Here is a 17,168-nt window from a genome sequence, read left to right on the forward strand (position 1 = left end):
GGTCCCGCCTCAGGCTTCCTTCAGGATACGCTGCTTCTGGCGGTTCCAGTCGCGTTCCTTCATGGTCTGCCGCTTGTCCGGCGCGTTCTTGCCCTTGGCCAGCGCCAGCTGCAGCTTCGCCACGCCGCGATCGTTGAAATAGATCCGCAGCGGCACCAGCGTCATGCCGTCCTTCTGCACCGCGCTGGCCAGCCGGTTGAGCTGGGTGCGATGCACCAGGATCTTGCGGCGTCGCTTCGGCACGTGGTTGAAGCGGTTGGCCTGCAGATACTCCGGCAGGTTCGAGTTGATCAGCCAGAGTTCGCCGCCCTCTTCGCTGGCGTAGGATTCGGCGATCGACGCCCGGCCCTCGCGCAGCGACTTCACCTCGGTGCCGGTCAGCACAAGGCCGGCCTCCAGGGAGTCCAGGATCTCGTAGTTGTAGCGCGCCTTGCGGTTCTCCGCCGCAACGTTCGAGCCTGCCGATTTCTTCTTCTTAGCCATTCAAACCTCGCACGCGGCTGCGCCGCGCTCCTCTCGCCCCCTAACATAGGGGCGAGACCGCATGGTTTCGACCGCTGCGCGGCGCCGGATCAGGCGGTGAGGCCGGCATGCTTCAGCGCGGCATCGATCGCCCGCTCGGTGGATTCGTCGATCGGCACCAGCGGCGAGCGCAGGCGGTTGCCGACGCGGCCGAGCCTGGACAGCGCATATTTCACCCCGGTCGGGTTCGGCTCGATGAACAGCGCCTTGTGCAGCGGCATCAGCCGGTCCTGGTATTCCAGCGCCTTGGCGTAGTCGCCGGCCAGGCACGCCGTCTGGAACTCGGCCGACAGCCGCGGCGCGACATTCGCCGTCACTGAGATGCAGCCCTTGCCGCCATGGGCGTTGAAGCCGAGCGCCGAGGAATCCTCGCCCGACAGCTGGAGGAAGTCCGGCCCGCAGGTGATCCGCTGCTCCGACACCCGGTCGACCCGCGCGGTCGCATCCTTGACGCCGATGATGTTGGAAAAATCCGCCGCCAGCCGGCCCATCGTCTCCGGCGTCATGTCGATGACCGAGCGCCCGGGGATGTTGTAGATGATGATCGGCAGCGACACCGAGCGGGCGATGGCGGCGTAATGGGCGTAGAGGCCCTTCTGGTTCGGCTTGTTGTAATAGGGCGTGACGATGAGCAGGCCGTCGGCCCCGGCCTGTTCGGCGAACTGCGCGAAGTCGATGGCCTCGACCGTGTTGTTCGAGCCGGCACCGGCCACCACCGGCACGCGGCCGGCGGTCGTCTCGATGCAGATCTCGACGGCACGCTTGTGCTCGCTGTGCGACAGGGTCGGGCTTTCGCCAGTCGTGCCGACGGGCACCAGACCGTGCGAGCCCTCGCCGATCTGCCATTCGACGAAGGCTGCGTAAGCGGCCTCGTCCAGCGACCCGTCTTCGGCGAACGGCGTCACCAGCGCCGGCAGCGAACCCTTGAACATGCTCTCTCTTTCTCCCCACATGCCGGTCGTGCGAACTCGCGGCATGCGCTGCGTCATGTGTATGTCATCTGGCCGGCGACCGTCGCCTGCTGGACCACCGCGGTGCGGTGTGCCGAATGCTGCGATCGATCCGGAATCGCGGCACCATATTGAAGCGGTCATGGCGAAACAAGCAGAGCCCGGGGCCGTGCTGCAAGAAGCGTCGTGACTGTTGCCGGTAACGGCGCTTTAATCGTGGTTGTGAGAGATTTGCAAACCATTCCGGCGATGCGCGGCGGTCCGGCCTGACGGGCCTGCGACCACGGCGGATTGCGACGGGAAGCGGCGCGGCACCGGCATGTCGACGCCAGGGCCCGGACGTCCAGAAGGTTGGCCATGACAGCTCATAAACTCGCACAGCGCCTCGTGATCGGCACGGTGATCGCCGCCATGGCGACGACGTCGACCCTGGCCGAAGAGGCGGTGCTGCCGCTGCTCGGCCCGACGCCGACGACGCGCCCGGCCATGGAGACGACCGCGGCGGGCGTCGATCCATGGCGGTTCGGGCGCACGGTCAGCCCGACGCGCAATCCGGCGCTGGCACAGGCTGCCCCGGCGGCCGCCCCCGCAGGGGCCAGTGCCTTCACCGCGTCCATCGCGGCGATGACGCCGCGGCTCGGCTCGGTCCAGCCCATGCGCGGCGAGTTGAAGGACGGCCTGCAGGCGCTGTCCGACCGCAACGCGCAGAAGGCGCGCGCCATCCGCGAGGGCATGATGCCCGGCACGCTGGATCGCCACATCCTGTCCTGGGCCATCGCACTCACCGGCGGCAAGGACGTGCCGGCCGCCGAGATCGCCCGCACCGCCACCGAACTGTCCAGCTGGCCCGGCACCAAGACGCTGCGGATCAACAGTGAGAAGGCCCTCTATCGCGAGGAGCTGCCGGCCGCCCAGGTTATCCGTGCCTTCGCCGGCGGCCAGCCGGAAAGCCCGGAAGGCGCCATGGCGCTGGCCCGCGCCTATCTGGCGGCAGGCGATGCAGGCCGCGCCAGGACGCTGGTGTCGCGGGTATGGCGCGAGGAACGGCTCGACAAGGATGTCGAACGCCAGTTCCTTGCGAACTTCCAGACCCTGTTGTCGCGCGCCGATCACAAGCGCCGCATGGACATGCTGCTCTATGCCGAGCGGGTGACCGACGCCGGGCGCGTCGCCAAGGCGGCCGGGGCGCAGGCGCTCTTTGCCGCCCGCGCCGCGGTGATCCGCAACGAGGCCGGCGCGGCCAGGCTGCTGTCCGCCGTGCCGAAGGCGGAGCGGGCCGATCCGGGCTACCGCCTGGCGCTGGTCGAATACAATCGCAAGCACGACAAGGTCGACGAGGCGGCACAGCTGCTGATCGACGCGCCGCGCGACGCCGATGCGCTGGTGAACCCGGATGCCTGGTGGAACGAGCGCCGCATCGTGGCCCGCGATCTTCTCGACCTGGGCAAGCCGCAGCTCGCCTACCGCGTCGCGGCCATGCATCTGGCCGAAAGCCCGTCGGAAGCGGTCGAGGCCGAGTTCCACGCCGGCTGGATCGCCATGCGCTTCCTGAACGACCCGGTGACGGCGCAGCGCCATTTCGCCCGGATCGTCGAGATCTCGAGCATGCCACTGTCGCGGTCGCGCGGCTATTACTGGCTGGGACGCGCGGCGGAAGCCGGCGCGTCGGGCTCGGCCGCCAACTATTACGCGCAGGCGGCCCGTTTCCCGGCGACCTATTACGGCCAGCTTTCCGCCGCTCGCCTCGGCCGCAAGCCCGACGCCATCGCATTCCCGCGGCCGAGCGACGCCGAACGGCGCCGCTTCGAGCAGCGCGAGGCCGTGCGGGCGATCCGGCGGCTCGAGGAGATCGGCTCCGACTGGCGCGCCGACAGCCTCTATCGCGCTTTGGCGGACGAACTGGAGAGCCCGGGCGAACTCGCCCTGCTGTCGGTCATGGCAGAACGGCGCGGCGACCATCATCTGGTGTTGCAGGTCGGCAAGCTCGCCTATTGGCGCGGCATCGATGCGCCGGCCCTGGCCTTCCCGATCGGGGTGATCCCGGCGAGTGCCAACATTTCGGCCGCCGGCAAGGCGCTGGCCTATGCCATCGCCCGCCAGGAAAGCGCCTTCAACCCGAAGGCCCGCTCGCCCGCCGGCGCGCTCGGCCTCCTGCAGCTGATGCCCGGAACGGCCAGGAGCGTCGCCCGCAAGGTCGGCGTCAGCTATTCGCCGGACCGGTTGACCAGCGACCCCGGCTACAACGCGGCGCTCGGCGCTCACTTCCTCGGCGAGCAGATCGCCGATTTCGGCGGCTCCTACGTCCTCACCTTCGTCGCCTACAATGCGGGCCCGCGGCGGGCCCGCGAGTGGATCGAGCGCTTCGGCGACCCGCGCGGCAAGTCGCTCGACCAGGTCGTCGACTGGGTGGAGCGCATCCCCTACACGGAGACCCGCAACTACGTGCAGCGGGTGCTGGAAAATTACGGGGTCTACAAGATGCGTCTCGGCGCCGGCTTCGATATCGAACGCGACCTGCGCGTCGGCCGCGGCGGCTGATCGCCGCCGCCTCCAGCGACGGCCCCACATCGGAAGCGTCGATCAGAAAGCTGGTTGCCGCCACTCAGGAAATCAGAACGCCGTGCATCCCGTCAGGACACGCGACGATTTGACCGGCTGCAACGGAAGCCGGTCGCGTCAGTCCGACGCGCGCTGCTCGTCCAGTGCGCGCGCCTGTTCGACCCAGCCTTCCCGCCCGATCCGGCCCTTGAAGCCGATCGCGCGCTCGATGGCCGCGATCTCCGTGTCGCCGAGGGCGGCGATCTGGTGAAAACGGAAGATCCCCTGCTCGAAAAGGAGCCGCTCCACCGCCGGACCGATGCCCTTGATCCGGGTGAGATCGTCGGGGGCGGCATCGGGCTCGCGGGCGGTCGCGGCCGGTGACACTTCCGACTTGCCGGCATTGGCGGGCTCATCTCCGTCCAGAACCGCGGCGCCAGGCCCCCTGTCCCCGGGATTCTCCGCTGCATTCCCACCGTCATCCGGCGCGGCCTGGGCGCCCTTGAGAGGCGCAGCCGCGCTCGCCGTCCGGAAGGCAGCCGGATATCCCGCTTCTCCCGCGGGGGCTGGTGACATGACCGGCGGCATCGCACTGTCATCTGCAGCGCTGTCGTGCGGCCGGGATGGCTCGCTGCCATCATCATCGAGATTGGCGTAGTCGACCGTCCGGAAATCCTGGTCGAACGGTTCCGCGCGATGCTTGACCGCGAGCGGATCGGCGGGACGCCCCTCGCGCTCGGCCGCATCGGGCGTCGGCGCGTCCGGATGCGGGCCGGCCAGGGGCACCGCCCCGCCCGGCAGCGGCGGCATCGGGTCCGGCACCCGCCCGGTATCGCCGCCGCGGATCACCTCTGCTGCAATCACGCTGCCGCCGAAGCTGGAGAAGACTCCGCCCTGGCTGGGTTCGGCAGGCTTGCGCCGTTCCGGCGGCGGCGGGCTCCAGGTCGAGTGCATCCGCCGCTGCCGTTCCCGGTCTGCGGTTATCGCCGCCTCGTCGAGCGACAGCCTGCTATAATCCACTGACCGGAAGTTCCGCTCGAACGGTGCGGCCCGGTGCTTGGCTTCCAGCGGATCCTCCGCCGGCCGCGGCGCAGGGCGCGGCGGTGCCTTTGCGGAACTGTCCGAAGCAGCCGGAGCAGGCGCGCTCGGAGCATCGTCGGAGACCTCCGGCTTGCGCTCGGGCATAGGCTCCGTGGCGTCTGGCGCTGCCTCCGGAGAGGATGCGGCCGGCGCAAGCGCGGCGGATTCGGTGGTCGCAGCGTCGGTGGAGGGAGACGATGGCGCGGGATCGGCCGCGGCGTGGCCGCGCGGTGATGGCTCCCCTGCCCGGCTGGAATCACCGGAGTCCCGCTGGACCAGCCTCTTGAGGCCCATGGCCGTGGCGGCAAGCACGATCATCTTGCCGAGAAATGACGTCATCTGGCCGGCTCCGCAGTCGGTGAAGATGCGTATCTAGCTAGCGAGCCGGCGCGGCGGGACAACCGTCTCCGCGAGCAGGAAGTGCACCGCCAGGTATGCGTCCAGGAAAATCCCAAACTGCCGACGTCACAACGCAAAGAGCCCGGCGCGAACGCCGGGCTCTCTGGACGATATGTCTGCTCTATTAGAAGTAGCGGACGAAGCGGAGGAAGCCCGCCGTCTGGTCGATCGAGTTGTCGAAGCCGTCGTTGATCTGGTCGTCGTAGTCGATGTTGGCGTAGGAGATCTCAGCCAGCATGTCGAAGTTGTTGGTGATCTCGTAGCCGACGTTACCAACGAGCTTGTAGTACTCGCCGTTGCCGCGGCTGTCGAGCGTACCGCCAATGAAGTCGTAGTCGTAGGTATCGAAGGTCTCACCGTAGACACCCGAGACGGCCACGCCGAGCTTGCCGAACGTCTGAGCATAACCGGCACCGACCTGCCACTCGACCGGCACGGTGCCCGTCAGGAGGTCAAGCTGGGTGCCGAGCGTGCGGGCGTTCGAGAACAGGCCGATCGTGGAGTAGGTCGACGGGTCGAAAGCGTAGCTACCTTCGATCTTCAGCTGGGAGTCGGCTGCGACCAAGTCCTTGAGAGACAGACCAGCCTTCAGAGCGAAAGCACCGTCGCCATCCGTAGTGGTCGTATTCAGGTAACCGTAGTCGAGGAGATCGTCTTCCAGCAGGCCACCGAACTGGTTCTCGTCGTACGAACCGGCGAGGTAGATGGAGCCCCAGCCACCGGCATAGGCCAGACGACCGATGACGTCCGGAGCGAAGTCGCCCGTGCCATCGTCTTCCAGCGACAGGGCGGCGGTGAAGCCGTCCGCTGCATAGGTGTAGGAAACGCGGTTGGTCTGGAGGTCACCGACCGCCAGGTCCGTGTCCGTCAGCAGGCCGTCACCATCGGTCCACAGCGAGTCTGTGTAACCCATGGTCAGACCACCGAGCTGCAGATAGCCCTGGTCCATGCGGTAGTCGGCGTCGGCGCCGTAGGCACCGAAGGAGTTGTTCGCCTGGAGACGAGCGAAGGCGCGCAGGGTGCCGAGCTCGGTCTCTTCGCGAGCGTCGATGTGCAGGCGAACGCGGACGGCGGAGCCGGCCTGGTAGTTGTCGCCCTCAAAGTTCTCGAGGTAGTCGTTGCCGAAATCGTCCTCGATGCCGCCAGCGACGTTGTACTGGAAACGTACATAGCCGTTGATCGACAGGCAGGTTTCGGTGCCCGGGATATAGTAGAAGCCCGTGCCGTAGACGTCGCAAACGCGAACGTAGTCAACCGGCTCCGGGGCCACCGGCATGATGACGTCCGCAGCGCGGGCGCCGGAGACTGCGACGATTGCCGCAGCGGAGCCGAGAAGAAGGCTCTTAATGTTCATGTCCTGACCTCCAGTCAATTTTTATAGGTTAGGGTTGGGCCTTATACGAAGGACAGCCTTCCCTGCCCCATCCCCTGTGCGAAAGTCCGAAGCGTTTGCCCCCTCGATCTCTCTGTGGCGACATTATCCACCAGCGTTCGGGATGCAATCGCCTAAATGCCACATTGGGGTTTCTGGGGTGCTTTGGACACACCCCTGTTGCGGGGATGCCACTTTTTCGTTTACCTCTTGTTAGGAACCGCCGGTTTGCAGGGGGTTGCGCCGCCACCCGGCACCGCTCTGCGGGGGCCGGGCTTCCGCCGCGGCGAGCGAAACGCATCTGTCGGTGACGCTTTGCCCTCTCGCCGCCCGACATGCGGCGGAATGATTCCCTGCGACGGATGAGACTGTCGGGGCGTGTCAGAGCCGGAAGATCGGCGCCCCGAGATCGCGGAAATCGCGCTCGCGGCAGGTCAGGACGATGATCTGCAGATCCTCCGCCGCCTTCTGCAGGACGAGATGCATCCGCTCCAGCCGCTTCTCGTCGGTGTTGACCAGCGCATCATCGAGGATCACCGCGGCCGGGTGCCCGCCCTTCTTCAGGACGTGGGCGAGGGCGATCCGGGTCACAACGGCCACCTGCTCGCGCGCCCCGGCTGACAGGCGGCGGAAATCCTCGGCGACGCCGGCCCGGTGCAGGCTACGGATTTCCAGGGTGGTGTCGTCGAGTTCGATCTCCGTGCCGGGGTGGATCAGCTTCAGATACGGCGCAACCTGGGTCTTGATCGGGCCGAGCCAGTGCTCGCGCGCCTCGCGCTGGGCGCCGACAAGGGTCGCATGCAGGAGCCGCGACGCATCCGCTTCCAGGGTCAGCCGCGCAAGCCGTGCCTCCAGCGTGCCGATCTCGCCCTCCAGCCGGGCGATCTCCTCGCCAAGGCCGGTCGCCCCCTGGGCGCGCAATTCGCCTTCCAGCGTCAGCGCCTCTTCCTTCAGGCCCGCCATGTCGCGCCGGATCGATTCCAGCGCCTTCTTCCGCATCTGCAGGGTCAGGCGCACGGTTTCGGGGTCGGCGCTGTCGCGTTCGCGCTGGCGCACGGCCAGTACCGCGGCCTTGGCGGAGCGCTCGAGCTCGGCAGCCGCCAGATCCTCGGCCAGCGCCGAGCGCGGCCGGGCGCCTTCGGCGTCCGCCAGTTCCCGCCGCAGTCGATCGGCGTCGGCCCGTCGGTAGCCGTCCTCCGATTCGGCTGCCGCCATCCGGGCAAGGCTGCCCGACGCGGCACGCCGCATCTGCTCCAGTTCGGCGCCGGCGGCATCGAGGCGGCCCCGGGCCTCCTGCCGCATCTGGCGGATTCGCTCGGCGTCCGCGGCGACCGGCTCGCTGGCATCCTGCTCTCCATCCGGCATCTGCGATGCCAGGCGGGCGAGTTCGGCGCGCAGGTCGTCCAGCTCCGCCGATGCGGCCGGAACGCCCTCCGGCAAAAGCGCGGCCAGCTGCTTCGTCAAGGCGGCCGTCTCGATCCGGCGATCCTCGGCGGCCTTGGCGCGAACCCGCGCCGCATCGGTCGAGCCGACGCCATATCGCTTCAGGAGCGTGTCGCGCTCCGCCGCCGCGGCATCGCTGTCATGGCGCAACGTTTCGGCATCGCCGCCGGGCTCGACGACCACCCGGCCGAAGCCGCGCAGGGTAAAGCCGGTGCGCGCCGTGACCCGTATGGCAGCGCCAGAGGCGATTACTTCGCCGGCGGCATCGGCGATTGTCCCATCGCCGTCCGGCTCGAACAGGATCGTCGGCGCGGCCACCGACAGCCGCACCGCCGCGTCGCGCACCCGCCGCTCGGCCGCATCCAGCGCCTTGATGGCGGATGCGTCGATCGCCGGCTCGCCGTCCGGGCGCCGCAGTTCGGCCAGCTGGGCATCCAGCGCCCGGGCTTCCTTCAAGCGCTGGTCGCGGGCCACAATCTCGTCGGTCAGGCGCTTGACCTCGGCGCGCGAGCGCTGGGCCTCGTCGGCCGCATCGGCCTCCTCGGCGGCCAGCCGCGCGGATTCGCGAGCAGCTTCCGCCCGCTCCAGCGCGGCCCGTTCTTCCAAGCCGGCGGCCTGCAATTCGGCAAGACTGGCCGCAGTGCCGTCGGCAATTCGCGCAGCTTCGGTCACCGCCGCCATCAGGCGCTCGCGCCGGGACAGCCGCTCGGCGGCCGCCTCGCGCCGTGCCAGCGCGTGTTCGAGGTCACGCTCGGCCTCGCCGCATTCGCGGTCGAGGCTTTCGGCACGGATCGCGGCGGCTTCCGCCGCTTCCAGCGCCTGTTCGGCCTTCGTCAGCGCCGAATCGCGCTCATAGGCACGCAGCTTGTGCCGGCGCTCATCCAGCCGGTCGAGCCGCTCCTGGAAGTCGCGCCACAGCGTTGCCTTGGACGCCAGTTCCGCGCGCAGGTCCGACAGCCGCTCGTCGGCCTCGCGCACCGGCGATGCGCGCGCCACCTTGAGCGTCTCGGTAAAGAAGCGATCCTGCAGCGCCTTGGCGCTGGCGATCAGGCTGCGCCCCCGCTCGCCGCCGAGGATCTGCCCGACCTCGCCTTCCAGCGAGGCCGTGACCGCATCGCGGCCGACGCCGACGTCCAGCCCGCCGGTCGAGCGGCCCTGCTCCACCCACAGAAGCCCGAACGCGCCCTGATGCTTGTCCAGCTTCGGCTCGCCGGCGCCCGGATGGGTGAAGCGGAACAATTCGGCGAGATGCTCTTCCACCGCATCGCCCGACAGGCTGCCCCCGGCCCAGCTCAGTTCGGCAGCCGGCCGCTGCAGGAAGGCCTTCGTCAGCGTGTAGGTCGTATCGGCGATCTCGAAGCACACCTCCACCTCCGGGCGCGCCTGCCGATCGTAGGGACCGAGCGCCCGCGCCGCTTCACCGCCGGCCCGGTGCTTCTGGAAGAAGGCTGCGCGCAGCGCGGTCAGGAGGGTCGACTTGCCCGCCTCGTTGTCGCCGACGATGACGTTGAGCCCCGGCTCGATCAGCGGCAGTTCCGCCGAGCGAATGCCGGCGAAATCGGTCAGGCGGAGCGACTTCAGATACATGGGTCAGCCCGCCTTCGACGCGCTGTCGGCAGCCGTGCCGAGGAGCCGGCGATGCTCGACATAGGCCATGCGCAGCGCCAGCTGCGCGGCGGCCCGCTCGGGATCCTGCGGGTCCGCGGCCTTCGCCCGCAAGCGGTCGATCGCCACGCGCACGAAGCCGCCGACATCGATCAGGTCGAGATCTTCTTCATCAGGCTCGTCGAGAAGCCCGCCATCGTCCACCCGCAGATCGAAGAGCCGCGCGGACCAGTCGTCCAGCGCCTCGTCCAGCCGCACCCGTTCGCGCAGCGGCAGGCTGCCGGTCAGCGTCAGGTCGAGCAGCGTCTCGCCGGGACGGGTGAGGCCCTCAAGGGCCTCGCCCAGACCCTCGATCGTGCCGTCGAGCCGCAGCTCCATCGCCCGCCAGTCGAACCGGGCCGTGCGCACCCGTTCGATGCGGGGTGCTGCGCCCGGCGCATCGATCTCGACGATCACGACATGGCCCGGATCGTTGGCGGGATAGCGGTCGGGCTCGGGCGTGCCGGCATAGACGGTGCGCGGCGCGATCTCGACATATCCGTGCCAGTCGCCCAGCGCCAGATAATCGAGCCGGGCCCGCTCGCTGCGGTCGTCGGCGATCGGATTGCCGGACTCGGCCTTGGCCGGCAGGCGATTGGCAACGGAGCCGTGGGCGAGCCCGATGCGCACGGCGCCGGCCGGCGCCTCCGCATGGTCGAACCACGCCGTCAGATCGGCGCCCTCGTGGCGGCGGGTCAGCGGCGCAGGCAGGATCACGGCGGCGCCGTCCTTCAGCGCAATCGGCTCCGGCCGGTCGGCGATCACCACGGAGGCCTGCCCGGCGCGCCGGCGCAGCCGCGTCCACACGGATTCGCTGAGCGCCGCGTCGTGATTGCCCGGCAGCATGATCCATGGCCCGCGAAACCCCGCCATCGCCTCCAGCGTGCGGTTGAGGTCGCGGTCGGAGACGGTGTTGTCGTCGAAGGCGTCGCCGGCAACCAGTACCGCGTCGCAGCCGCGCTCCTGCGCCAGGGCCGCAATCCGCGCGACCACGGCGAAGCGCTCGGCGCGCAGCTCGCCGCGGCGGTCGGCCTCGAACTGGCCGAAGGGCTTTCCGATCTGCCAGTCGGCGGTATGGAGAATCCGGATCAAGGCCTTGGCACGAGCTGCTGAATCACGATGCGAGAATGCGGCGACTGTCAGACGTGCTGCCCCAGCGCCGGGCAAGACGCAAGGTCGCAGCGGCGAACGCCAGCGCCATCAACCGCTTTTCTGCCGAACTTCAGGCGCGGACGACGCCGCCGCCGTGCAACCGGCCGTCCCTTCGCCGGTTCGGTCCTGCAACGGGAACGAGTCGTCGCCCGGACTCGTTTTATCGCCGCGGCAGTCCGATTGTCTGGAGAATGTTCATGGCGCAGCGTCCCATCTGGAAAGGCCAGATTCGCCTCTCTCTCGTCTCGATCCCGGTCGAGATGTACACGGCCACCCAATCGGGCGCCTCGATCAGCTTTCGCCAGATCCACCGCGAAAGCGGCAAGCGCATCCATTACGACAAGGTGGTGGACGGCATCGGGCCTGTCGACAAGAACGACATCGTCAAGGGCTACGAGATCGGCAAGGACGACTACGTCCTCCTCACCGACGAGGAGATCGACGACGTCAAGATCGAGACCAAGAAGACGCTGGAACTCGTCCAGTTCGTCGACACCTGCTCGATCCCGCCGCTCTATTTCGACAAGCCCTATTACGTCGTGCCCCAGGACGAGCTGGCCGAGGACGCCTTCCGCGTCGTGCGCGACGCCCTGCGCCAGTCCAAGAAGACCGGACTCGGCCAGTTGTCCCTGCGCGGCAAGGAGCATCTGGTGGCGCTGCGGCCGTGCGGAGCGGGCCTGCTCCTGGAGACGCTTCATTACGAGGACGAGATCCGCAAGTCCGACACGATCTTCTCCGACATCTCCGATGCGGAGACCGACAGCGACCTCCTCGATGTTGCCACCCAGCTCATCGAGAAGAAGACCGCCCCCTTCGACGCCTCGAACTTCAAGAACCACTACACCGCCGCCCTCAAGGCACTGATCGCCGACAAGCGCAAGAAGGGCGGCAAGGCCCGGATCACCGTCGAGGACGACGAGCCGGCCCCGTCGAGTTCGGGCAGCAATGTCGTCGACCTGATGGCCACCCTGAAGAAGAGCCTCGAAGGCAGCGGCGGCGACGGTGCGGCCAAGTCCGGTTCGGGCGCCCCTTCGGCTCGGGGCGGCAAGGCGAAGACCGCCGCCAAGCCTCGCGCCACCAAGGCCAGTGGCAGCAAGACGGCGAAATCGACCGGCTCGGGGACAAAGGCCCCCGCCAGCCGGCGCAAGAGCGCCTGACGGATCGCCGCCATGGCATCCAGAAGCGACACCCTGCTCGAGACCTATCGGCAGAAGCGCGACTTCGCCCGGACCCGCGAGCCCCGCGGCTCCGAAGCGGCGGCGCTCGCCGGCGACGGCCTGTTCTTCTGCGTCCAGAAGCACGACGCCACGCGGCTGCACTATGATTTCCGCATCGAGTGGGAGGGCGTCCTCAAGAGCTGGGCGGTGACCAGAGGCCCCAGCCTCGACCCCGCCGACAAGCGCCTGGCGGTCCGCACCGAGGATCACCCGATGGATTACGGCACTTTCGAGGGCACGATCCCGAAGGGAGAATATGGTGGCGGCACCGTGATGCTCTGGGACCAGGGCAGCTGGGAACCGCTGGAGGACCCGCAGGAGGGCTTTGCCAGGGGCAACCTCAAGATGCATCTCGAGGGCGAGCGCATGCGCGGCAACTGGGCGCTGGTCCGCATGAAGCCGCGCAATGGCGAGAAGCGCGAGAACTGGCTCCTGATCAAGGAGAAGGACGAGGCGGTCGACCGCCGGCGCAACCTCCTGAAGGACGAGAAGAGCGTGAAGACCGGGCGCACCATGGCGGCCATCGCCAGGGGCGACGACGTCTGGGAGAGCGACCGTGCCGACGAGCCCGCGGCGAAAAGCCGGAGCGCGACCGGCGCGAAGACCAAGGCGACGCCCGCGAAGGCGACCGCCGGCAAGAAGGGGACCAAACCGACCGGCAAGACGGCAAAGGGCCGGGCGGCCAGGCCGCTTCCCATGCCGACCTTCTCCCCGCCGCAGCTTGCGACACTCGTGGACGACGCACCGGCCGGGCGCGACTGGGTCCACGAAATGAAGTATGACGGCTACCGCGTCCTGATCGCCATCGGGGACGGCAAGGCGACATGCTGGACCCGCAACGAGCAGGACTGGACCGAGCGCTTCACCGGAATCGCGGACGCCGCAGCGGGTCTCGATTGCCGCAGCGCGCTGATCGACGGCGAGGTCGTCGCATTCGATCCCGACGGCGGCACCGATTTCTCCACCCTCCAGAAGCATCTGTCCGAGGGCGGCCCCCTCGCCTGCTTCTGCTTCGACCTCCTGCATCTGGACGGCGAGGATCTGCGCACCCGGCCCCTGACCGAACGCAAGGCGGCGCTGCGCGATCTCCTAGACGGCCATGACACCGGCACGCTGCTCTACAGCGAGCACATCACCGGCAGCGGCGATTCGGTCTTCCGCAAGATCTGCACGGCCGGGCACGAAGGCACCATCGCCAAGCGCGCCGACGCGCCTTACCGCTCCGGCCGCTCGCGCAACTGGCTGAAGGTGAAGTGCACCCACCGGCAGGATTTCGTCATCGGTGGCTGGAAGGCCTCGGACAAGAAGGGCCGGGCCTTCTCCTCCATCCTCCTCGGCGTGACGGAGGGTGACAGCCTCGTCTATCGCGGCCGCGTCGGCTCGGGCTTCGACGAGCGCAACATGGCCGACCTTCAGGCCCGCTTCGCCGAACTGGCGCGCAAGACCTCGCCCTTCGACGAATTGCCGTCCGACGTCCGGCGGACGGCCCGCTTCGTCACCCCGACCCTGGTCGCCGAGATCGAATTCGCCGAGATCACCGCCGATGGCTCCATCCGCCACGGCGTCTTCAAGGGCCTGCGCGAGGACAAGGAGGCCGAAGACGTGACCTACGAACGGGCCAAACCGGTCTCGGCCGCCACCGGAGGCGGCGGCAAGCGCTCGGCCAGGTCCGGCCCGGCACCGCAAACCGTCGGGGCCGCCCCCGATACGGTCGCCGGTGTCCGGCTGACCCATCCCGAGCGCGTGGTCTTCGAAGGCCAGGGCGTCACCAAGGGCGACCTCGCTCTCTATTACGAGCGCATCGCCGACCGCATGCTCGCCCATACCGGCGGCCGGCCGCTGTCGCTGGTCCGCTGCCCCCAGGGCGGAGGAAAGCGCTGCTTCTTCCAGAAGCACGACAGCGGCGGCTTTCCCGACGCGGTCGAGACGGTCCCCGTCACCGAGAAGGACGGCAGCAAGGCGGACTATCTCACGGTGACCAAAGCCGCCGGCCTCGTCGGCGCGGTGCAGATGAACACGCTCGAATTCCACATCTGGGGCGCCCACAACGACAAGCTGGAAAAGCCCGACCGGCTAGTCTTCGATCTCGATCCCGACGAGGGGCTGGATTTCGGCGACGTCCGGCAGGCCGCCTTCGACCTCAGGGATCGCCTTGCCGAACTCGGCCTGACCACCTTCGCCATGGTCACCGGCGGCAAGGGCGTCCACGTCGTCGCGCCGCTGGACCGGCGGCAGGGCTGGGACGATCTGAAATCCTTCGCCCGGACCTTTTCCTACCTGCAGGCCAGCGAAGAGCCGGACCGCTACGTCGCGACCATGTCGAAGGCCAAGCGCACCGGCAAGATCTTCATCGACTGGCTGCGCAATGAGCGCGGCGCGACAGCCATCGCGCCCTATTCCACGCGCTCGCGCGCCGGTGCCCCGGTGGCGACGCCCGTGACCTGGGACGAGCTTTCGGAGCTGGACGCGGCCAACGGCTTCACCCTCGCCACCGTGCTCGCGCGGCTGGACACGCCCGATCCCTGGGAGGACTATGCCGCGGTCCGCCAGTCGCTGACCAAGGCGATGCAGAAGGCGGTCGCCGGGTGAGCCTGCGCCGCCGCGCTTGATTCCCGTTCCCCGCTGACGCAGTTTCGCTGCGCATCAGCTCGGAGGTTGCCAATGCCCATTTACGCGCTCGACGAGGACCGGCCGGAACTGCCGGCCGATGGCACGGTGTTCGTCGCGCCGGGGGCCCATGTCATCGGCCGGGTCCGGCTTGGCCGCAATGTCGGCATCTGGTTCGGCGCCGTGCTGCGCGGCGACAACGAATGGATGACTATCGGCGACGACACCAACATTCAGGACAATTGCACCCTGCACAGCGACATGGGCTTTCCGCTGACCATCGGCGCCGGCTGCACGCTAGGCCATGCGGCGATCGTCCACGGCTGCACCATCGGTGACAATTCGCTGATCGGCATGGGCGCCACGGTGCTGAACGGCGCGAAGATCGGCCGCAACTGCATCGTCGGCGCCAATGCGCTGGTGACCGAGGGCAAGGAGTTTCCCGACAATTCGCTGATCGTCGGCGCCCCTGCGCGCGTCGCGCGCACCCTGGACGACGCGGCGGTCGCGGCGCTCAAGCTCTCCGCCGAGCACTATGCCGGCAACGCCAGGCGCTTCGCCAAGGGGCTGGTGCCGATCGAGCCGGGCGACGCGGCCAGTCCGCGCGACTGACTCCGCCCGCCAGGGCCCGCACCGACATTCGCAGCCGCCGGCTGCCCCGACCGCCGTTCCCGTCCGGAGTTCTTCATGCCGCTCTTCACCGATCTCGTGCGATCGCTGCCCGCCTCGGTGCCCTTCGTCGGGCCGGAAGCGCTGGAGCGCCAGACGGGCGTCCGCTTCAAGGCGCGCCTCGGCGCCAACGAAAGCGTCTTCGGTCCCTCCCCCAGGGCGATCGACGCGATGTCCCGCGCTGCCGCCGACAGCTGGGGCTACGGCGATTCGGCCAATCATCACCTGAAGGAAGCGCTGGCGGCCCATTTCGACATCACGCCGGACAACATCATGGTCGGCGAAGGAATCGACGGGCTGCTCGGCCTGCTCGTGCGCCTGACCTGCGAGCCCGGCGACCGGGTCGTCACCTCCCACGGCGCCTATCCGACATTCAACTACCATGTCGCCGGCCACGGCGCGGCGCTGGACTTCGTGCCCTATCGCGACGACCGCGAGGATCTCGATGCCCTGCTGGAGCGCACCCGGGCGCTGAAGCCGAAGCTTCTCTACGTTTCCAATCCCGACAATCCCACCGGCTCCTGGTACGAGGCGGGGGAGATCGAGCGGCTGATCGATCAGGTGCCGCCGGAGACGATCCTCGTCCTCGACGAGGCTTATGCCGACATGGCGCCAGCCTCGGCGCTGCCGGCCATGAGCGTGATGCGTCCCAATCTCCTGCGCTTTCGCACCTTTTCCAAGGCCTATGGCTTGGCCGGCGCCCGGATCGCCTTTGCGATCGGCGAGGCGGAGACGATCCTGCAGTTCGAGAAGGTGCGAAACCATTTCGGCATTTCGCGGGTGTCGCAGATCGGCGCGCTCGCGGCGCTGCGGGACCAGGACTATTTGCGCCGGACGGTGGAGAGGATTGCGGACGCCCGCATCAGGCTGGCAGAGATCGCCCGATCCGCCGGGCTGACGCCCCTGCCCTCGGCGACCAATTTCGTCGCCATGGGTTGCGGCGGCGACGGGGCCTATGCCCGCGCGATCCTGGATGCCGTGATCCGGCGCGGGGTCTTCATCCGCATGCCGGGCGTGGCGCCGCTCGATCGGATGATCCGCGTGACCGTCGGTCGCGACGAGGATCTGGCGGTGTTCGAGACCGCGCTCGGTGAGGCGCTGGCCGAAGTGGGTCCGCCGCCCGAATCCTGAAGCCTGCGTCGCAGGTCAGTCGGTCGGGCGCACATGCGCCGGGCGCCGCTGGCGGTCGTTGCGTCGGCTCAGTGCCGGGTCAGCCACTGGCGCGCACCGCGCAGGGCGGCAGCGATCTCGGCCTTCGTCATCTGGCCGGCCACGTCCTGGCGGTGATAGGCGGCGGCCTGTGATCCCTTGCGGTCGGCCAGGTTGAAATACATGTGGGCGGCGACGAAATCGACCGGGCCGTCATGGCCGCAGGCCGCGCGCATGCCGAGGTCGAAGAGGATGTCGGCGTCGACGAATACCGCGCCGCTGGTGGAGACATCGTCGTAGGTCTGGATGTCGACAGGGGAATCGCATTTGGAAATTTTTGTAGTCTGATTGTTCACTTGCGTTTGCGGTTGCGATGGATTCTTCGCTTGGCCGGCGGATTTTCGCCGTTGGGAGGATGCCGTGGAA

At 68.4% G+C, this 17,168-nt stretch carries 12 protein-coding genes; 5 read left to right on the forward strand and 7 right to left on the reverse strand.

All coding sequences use genetic code 11. From position 1 onward, the window contains the following. Window positions 1-9: 9 nt before the first annotated feature. Both smpB and dapA read right to left on the reverse strand, forming a co-directional pair. A complete protein-coding gene (smpB, locus tag VQ042_RS18910) occupies window positions 10-483 on the reverse strand; it encodes an SsrA-binding protein SmpB (protein ID WP_331821871.1) in 474 nt (157 codons plus the stop codon). 89 nt (window positions 484-572) lie between these two features. Further along, window positions 573-1,454, reverse strand: a complete 882-nt coding sequence (gene dapA, locus VQ042_RS18915; RefSeq protein WP_331821872.1) for a 4-hydroxy-tetrahydrodipicolinate synthase — start codon at window positions 1,452-1,454, stop codon at window positions 573-575. Between the two features lie 375 nt (window positions 1,455-1,829). On the opposite strand from dapA, the gene VQ042_RS18920 reads away from it, so the two are divergent. Continuing rightward, complete coding sequence (locus VQ042_RS18920) at window positions 1,830-4,010, forward strand: lytic transglycosylase domain-containing protein (protein ID WP_442880132.1); 2,181 nt, start codon at window positions 1,830-1,832, stop codon at window positions 4,008-4,010. Between the two features lie 138 nt (window positions 4,011-4,148). Here the strand turns inward: VQ042_RS18920 and VQ042_RS18925 are convergent, their stop codons facing one another. The 4 genes from VQ042_RS18925 to VQ042_RS18940 all read right to left on the reverse strand — a co-directional run bounded on the left by VQ042_RS18925 (window position 4,149) and on the right by VQ042_RS18940 (window position 11,040). Further along, window positions 4,149-5,429, reverse strand: a complete 1,281-nt coding sequence (locus tag VQ042_RS18925) for a hypothetical protein (protein ID WP_331821873.1) — start codon at window positions 5,427-5,429, stop codon at window positions 4,149-4,151. A gap of 184 nt (window positions 5,430-5,613) precedes the next feature. After that, window positions 5,614-6,843: a porin gene (locus tag VQ042_RS18930; protein WP_331821874.1), complete on the reverse strand. Its 1,230-nt coding sequence runs from the start codon at window positions 6,841-6,843 to the stop codon at window positions 5,614-5,616. A gap of 399 nt (window positions 6,844-7,242) precedes the next feature. Further along, entirely contained in the window at window positions 7,243-9,891 is a 2,649-nt protein-coding gene (locus VQ042_RS18935) for an AAA family ATPase (protein WP_331821875.1), read from the reverse strand. A 3-nt stretch (window positions 9,892-9,894) separates the two neighbouring features. Further along, window positions 9,895-11,040, reverse strand: coding sequence for a metallophosphoesterase family protein (locus VQ042_RS18940; protein WP_331821876.1), 1,146 nt, complete (start codon window positions 11,038-11,040; stop codon window positions 9,895-9,897). Between the two features lie 257 nt (window positions 11,041-11,297). Here VQ042_RS18940 and ku point away from each other — a divergent pair, with 257 nt between their 5' ends. From ku to VQ042_RS18960, 4 genes are all read left to right on the forward strand, one after another. Next, window positions 11,298-12,257, forward strand: coding sequence for a non-homologous end joining protein Ku (gene ku, locus VQ042_RS18945; RefSeq protein WP_331821877.1), 960 nt, complete (start codon window positions 11,298-11,300; stop codon window positions 12,255-12,257). A 12-nt stretch (window positions 12,258-12,269) separates the two neighbouring features. Next, window positions 12,270-14,906 carry a DNA ligase D gene (gene ligD / locus VQ042_RS18950; protein ID WP_331821878.1) on the forward strand — a complete coding sequence of 879 codons (2,637 nt, stop codon included), beginning with the start codon at window positions 12,270-12,272 and terminating at the stop codon, window positions 14,904-14,906. A 72-nt stretch (window positions 14,907-14,978) separates the two neighbouring features. Next, entirely contained in the window at window positions 14,979-15,536 is a 558-nt protein-coding gene (locus VQ042_RS18955) for a gamma carbonic anhydrase family protein (protein ID WP_331821879.1), read from the forward strand. Window positions 15,537-15,611: 75 nt separating this feature from the next. Continuing rightward, window positions 15,612-16,724 (forward strand): pyridoxal phosphate-dependent aminotransferase, encoded by a 1,113-nt coding sequence (locus VQ042_RS18960; RefSeq protein ID WP_331821880.1) that lies wholly within the window; start codon window positions 15,612-15,614, stop codon window positions 16,722-16,724. A 68-nt stretch (window positions 16,725-16,792) separates the two neighbouring features. Here the strand turns inward: VQ042_RS18960 and VQ042_RS18965 are convergent, their stop codons facing one another. Continuing rightward, complete coding sequence (locus VQ042_RS18965; protein ID WP_331821881.1) at window positions 16,793-17,098, reverse strand: hypothetical protein; 306 nt, start codon at window positions 17,096-17,098, stop codon at window positions 16,793-16,795. Between the last annotated feature and the right edge of the window lie 70 nt (window positions 17,099-17,168).

This window comes from Aurantimonas sp. A2-1-M11, from assembly GCF_036549475.1.
GTDB lineage: Bacteria > Pseudomonadota > Alphaproteobacteria > Rhizobiales > Rhizobiaceae > Aurantimonas.

Bases quoted from the DNA above. Each gene is read 5' to 3' on its own strand.
- smpB (WP_331821871.1), bottom strand. From the start codon at position 483: ATGGCTAAGAAGAAGAAATCGGCAGGCTCGAACGTTGCGGCGGAGAAC.
- dapA (WP_331821872.1), bottom strand. From the start codon at position 1,454: ATGTTCAAGGGTTCGCTGCCGGCGCTGGTGACGCCGTTCGCCGAAGAC.
- VQ042_RS18920 (WP_442880132.1), top strand. From the start codon at position 1,830: ATGACAGCTCATAAACTCGCACAGCGCCTCGTGATCGGCACGGTGATC.
- VQ042_RS18925 (WP_331821873.1), bottom strand. From the start codon at position 5,429: ATGACGTCATTTCTCGGCAAGATGATCGTGCTTGCCGCCACGGCCATG.
- VQ042_RS18930 (WP_331821874.1), bottom strand. From the start codon at position 6,843: ATGAACATTAAGAGCCTTCTTCTCGGCTCCGCTGCGGCAATCGTCGCA.
- VQ042_RS18935 (WP_331821875.1), bottom strand. From the start codon at position 9,891: ATGTATCTGAAGTCGCTCCGCCTGACCGATTTCGCCGGCATTCGCTCG.
- ku (WP_331821877.1), top strand. From the start codon at position 11,298: ATGGCGCAGCGTCCCATCTGGAAAGGCCAGATTCGCCTCTCTCTCGTC.
- ligD (WP_331821878.1), top strand. From the start codon at position 12,270: ATGGCATCCAGAAGCGACACCCTGCTCGAGACCTATCGGCAGAAGCGC.
- VQ042_RS18955 (WP_331821879.1), top strand. From the start codon at position 14,979: ATGCCCATTTACGCGCTCGACGAGGACCGGCCGGAACTGCCGGCCGAT.
- VQ042_RS18960 (WP_331821880.1), top strand. From the start codon at position 15,612: ATGCCGCTCTTCACCGATCTCGTGCGATCGCTGCCCGCCTCGGTGCCC.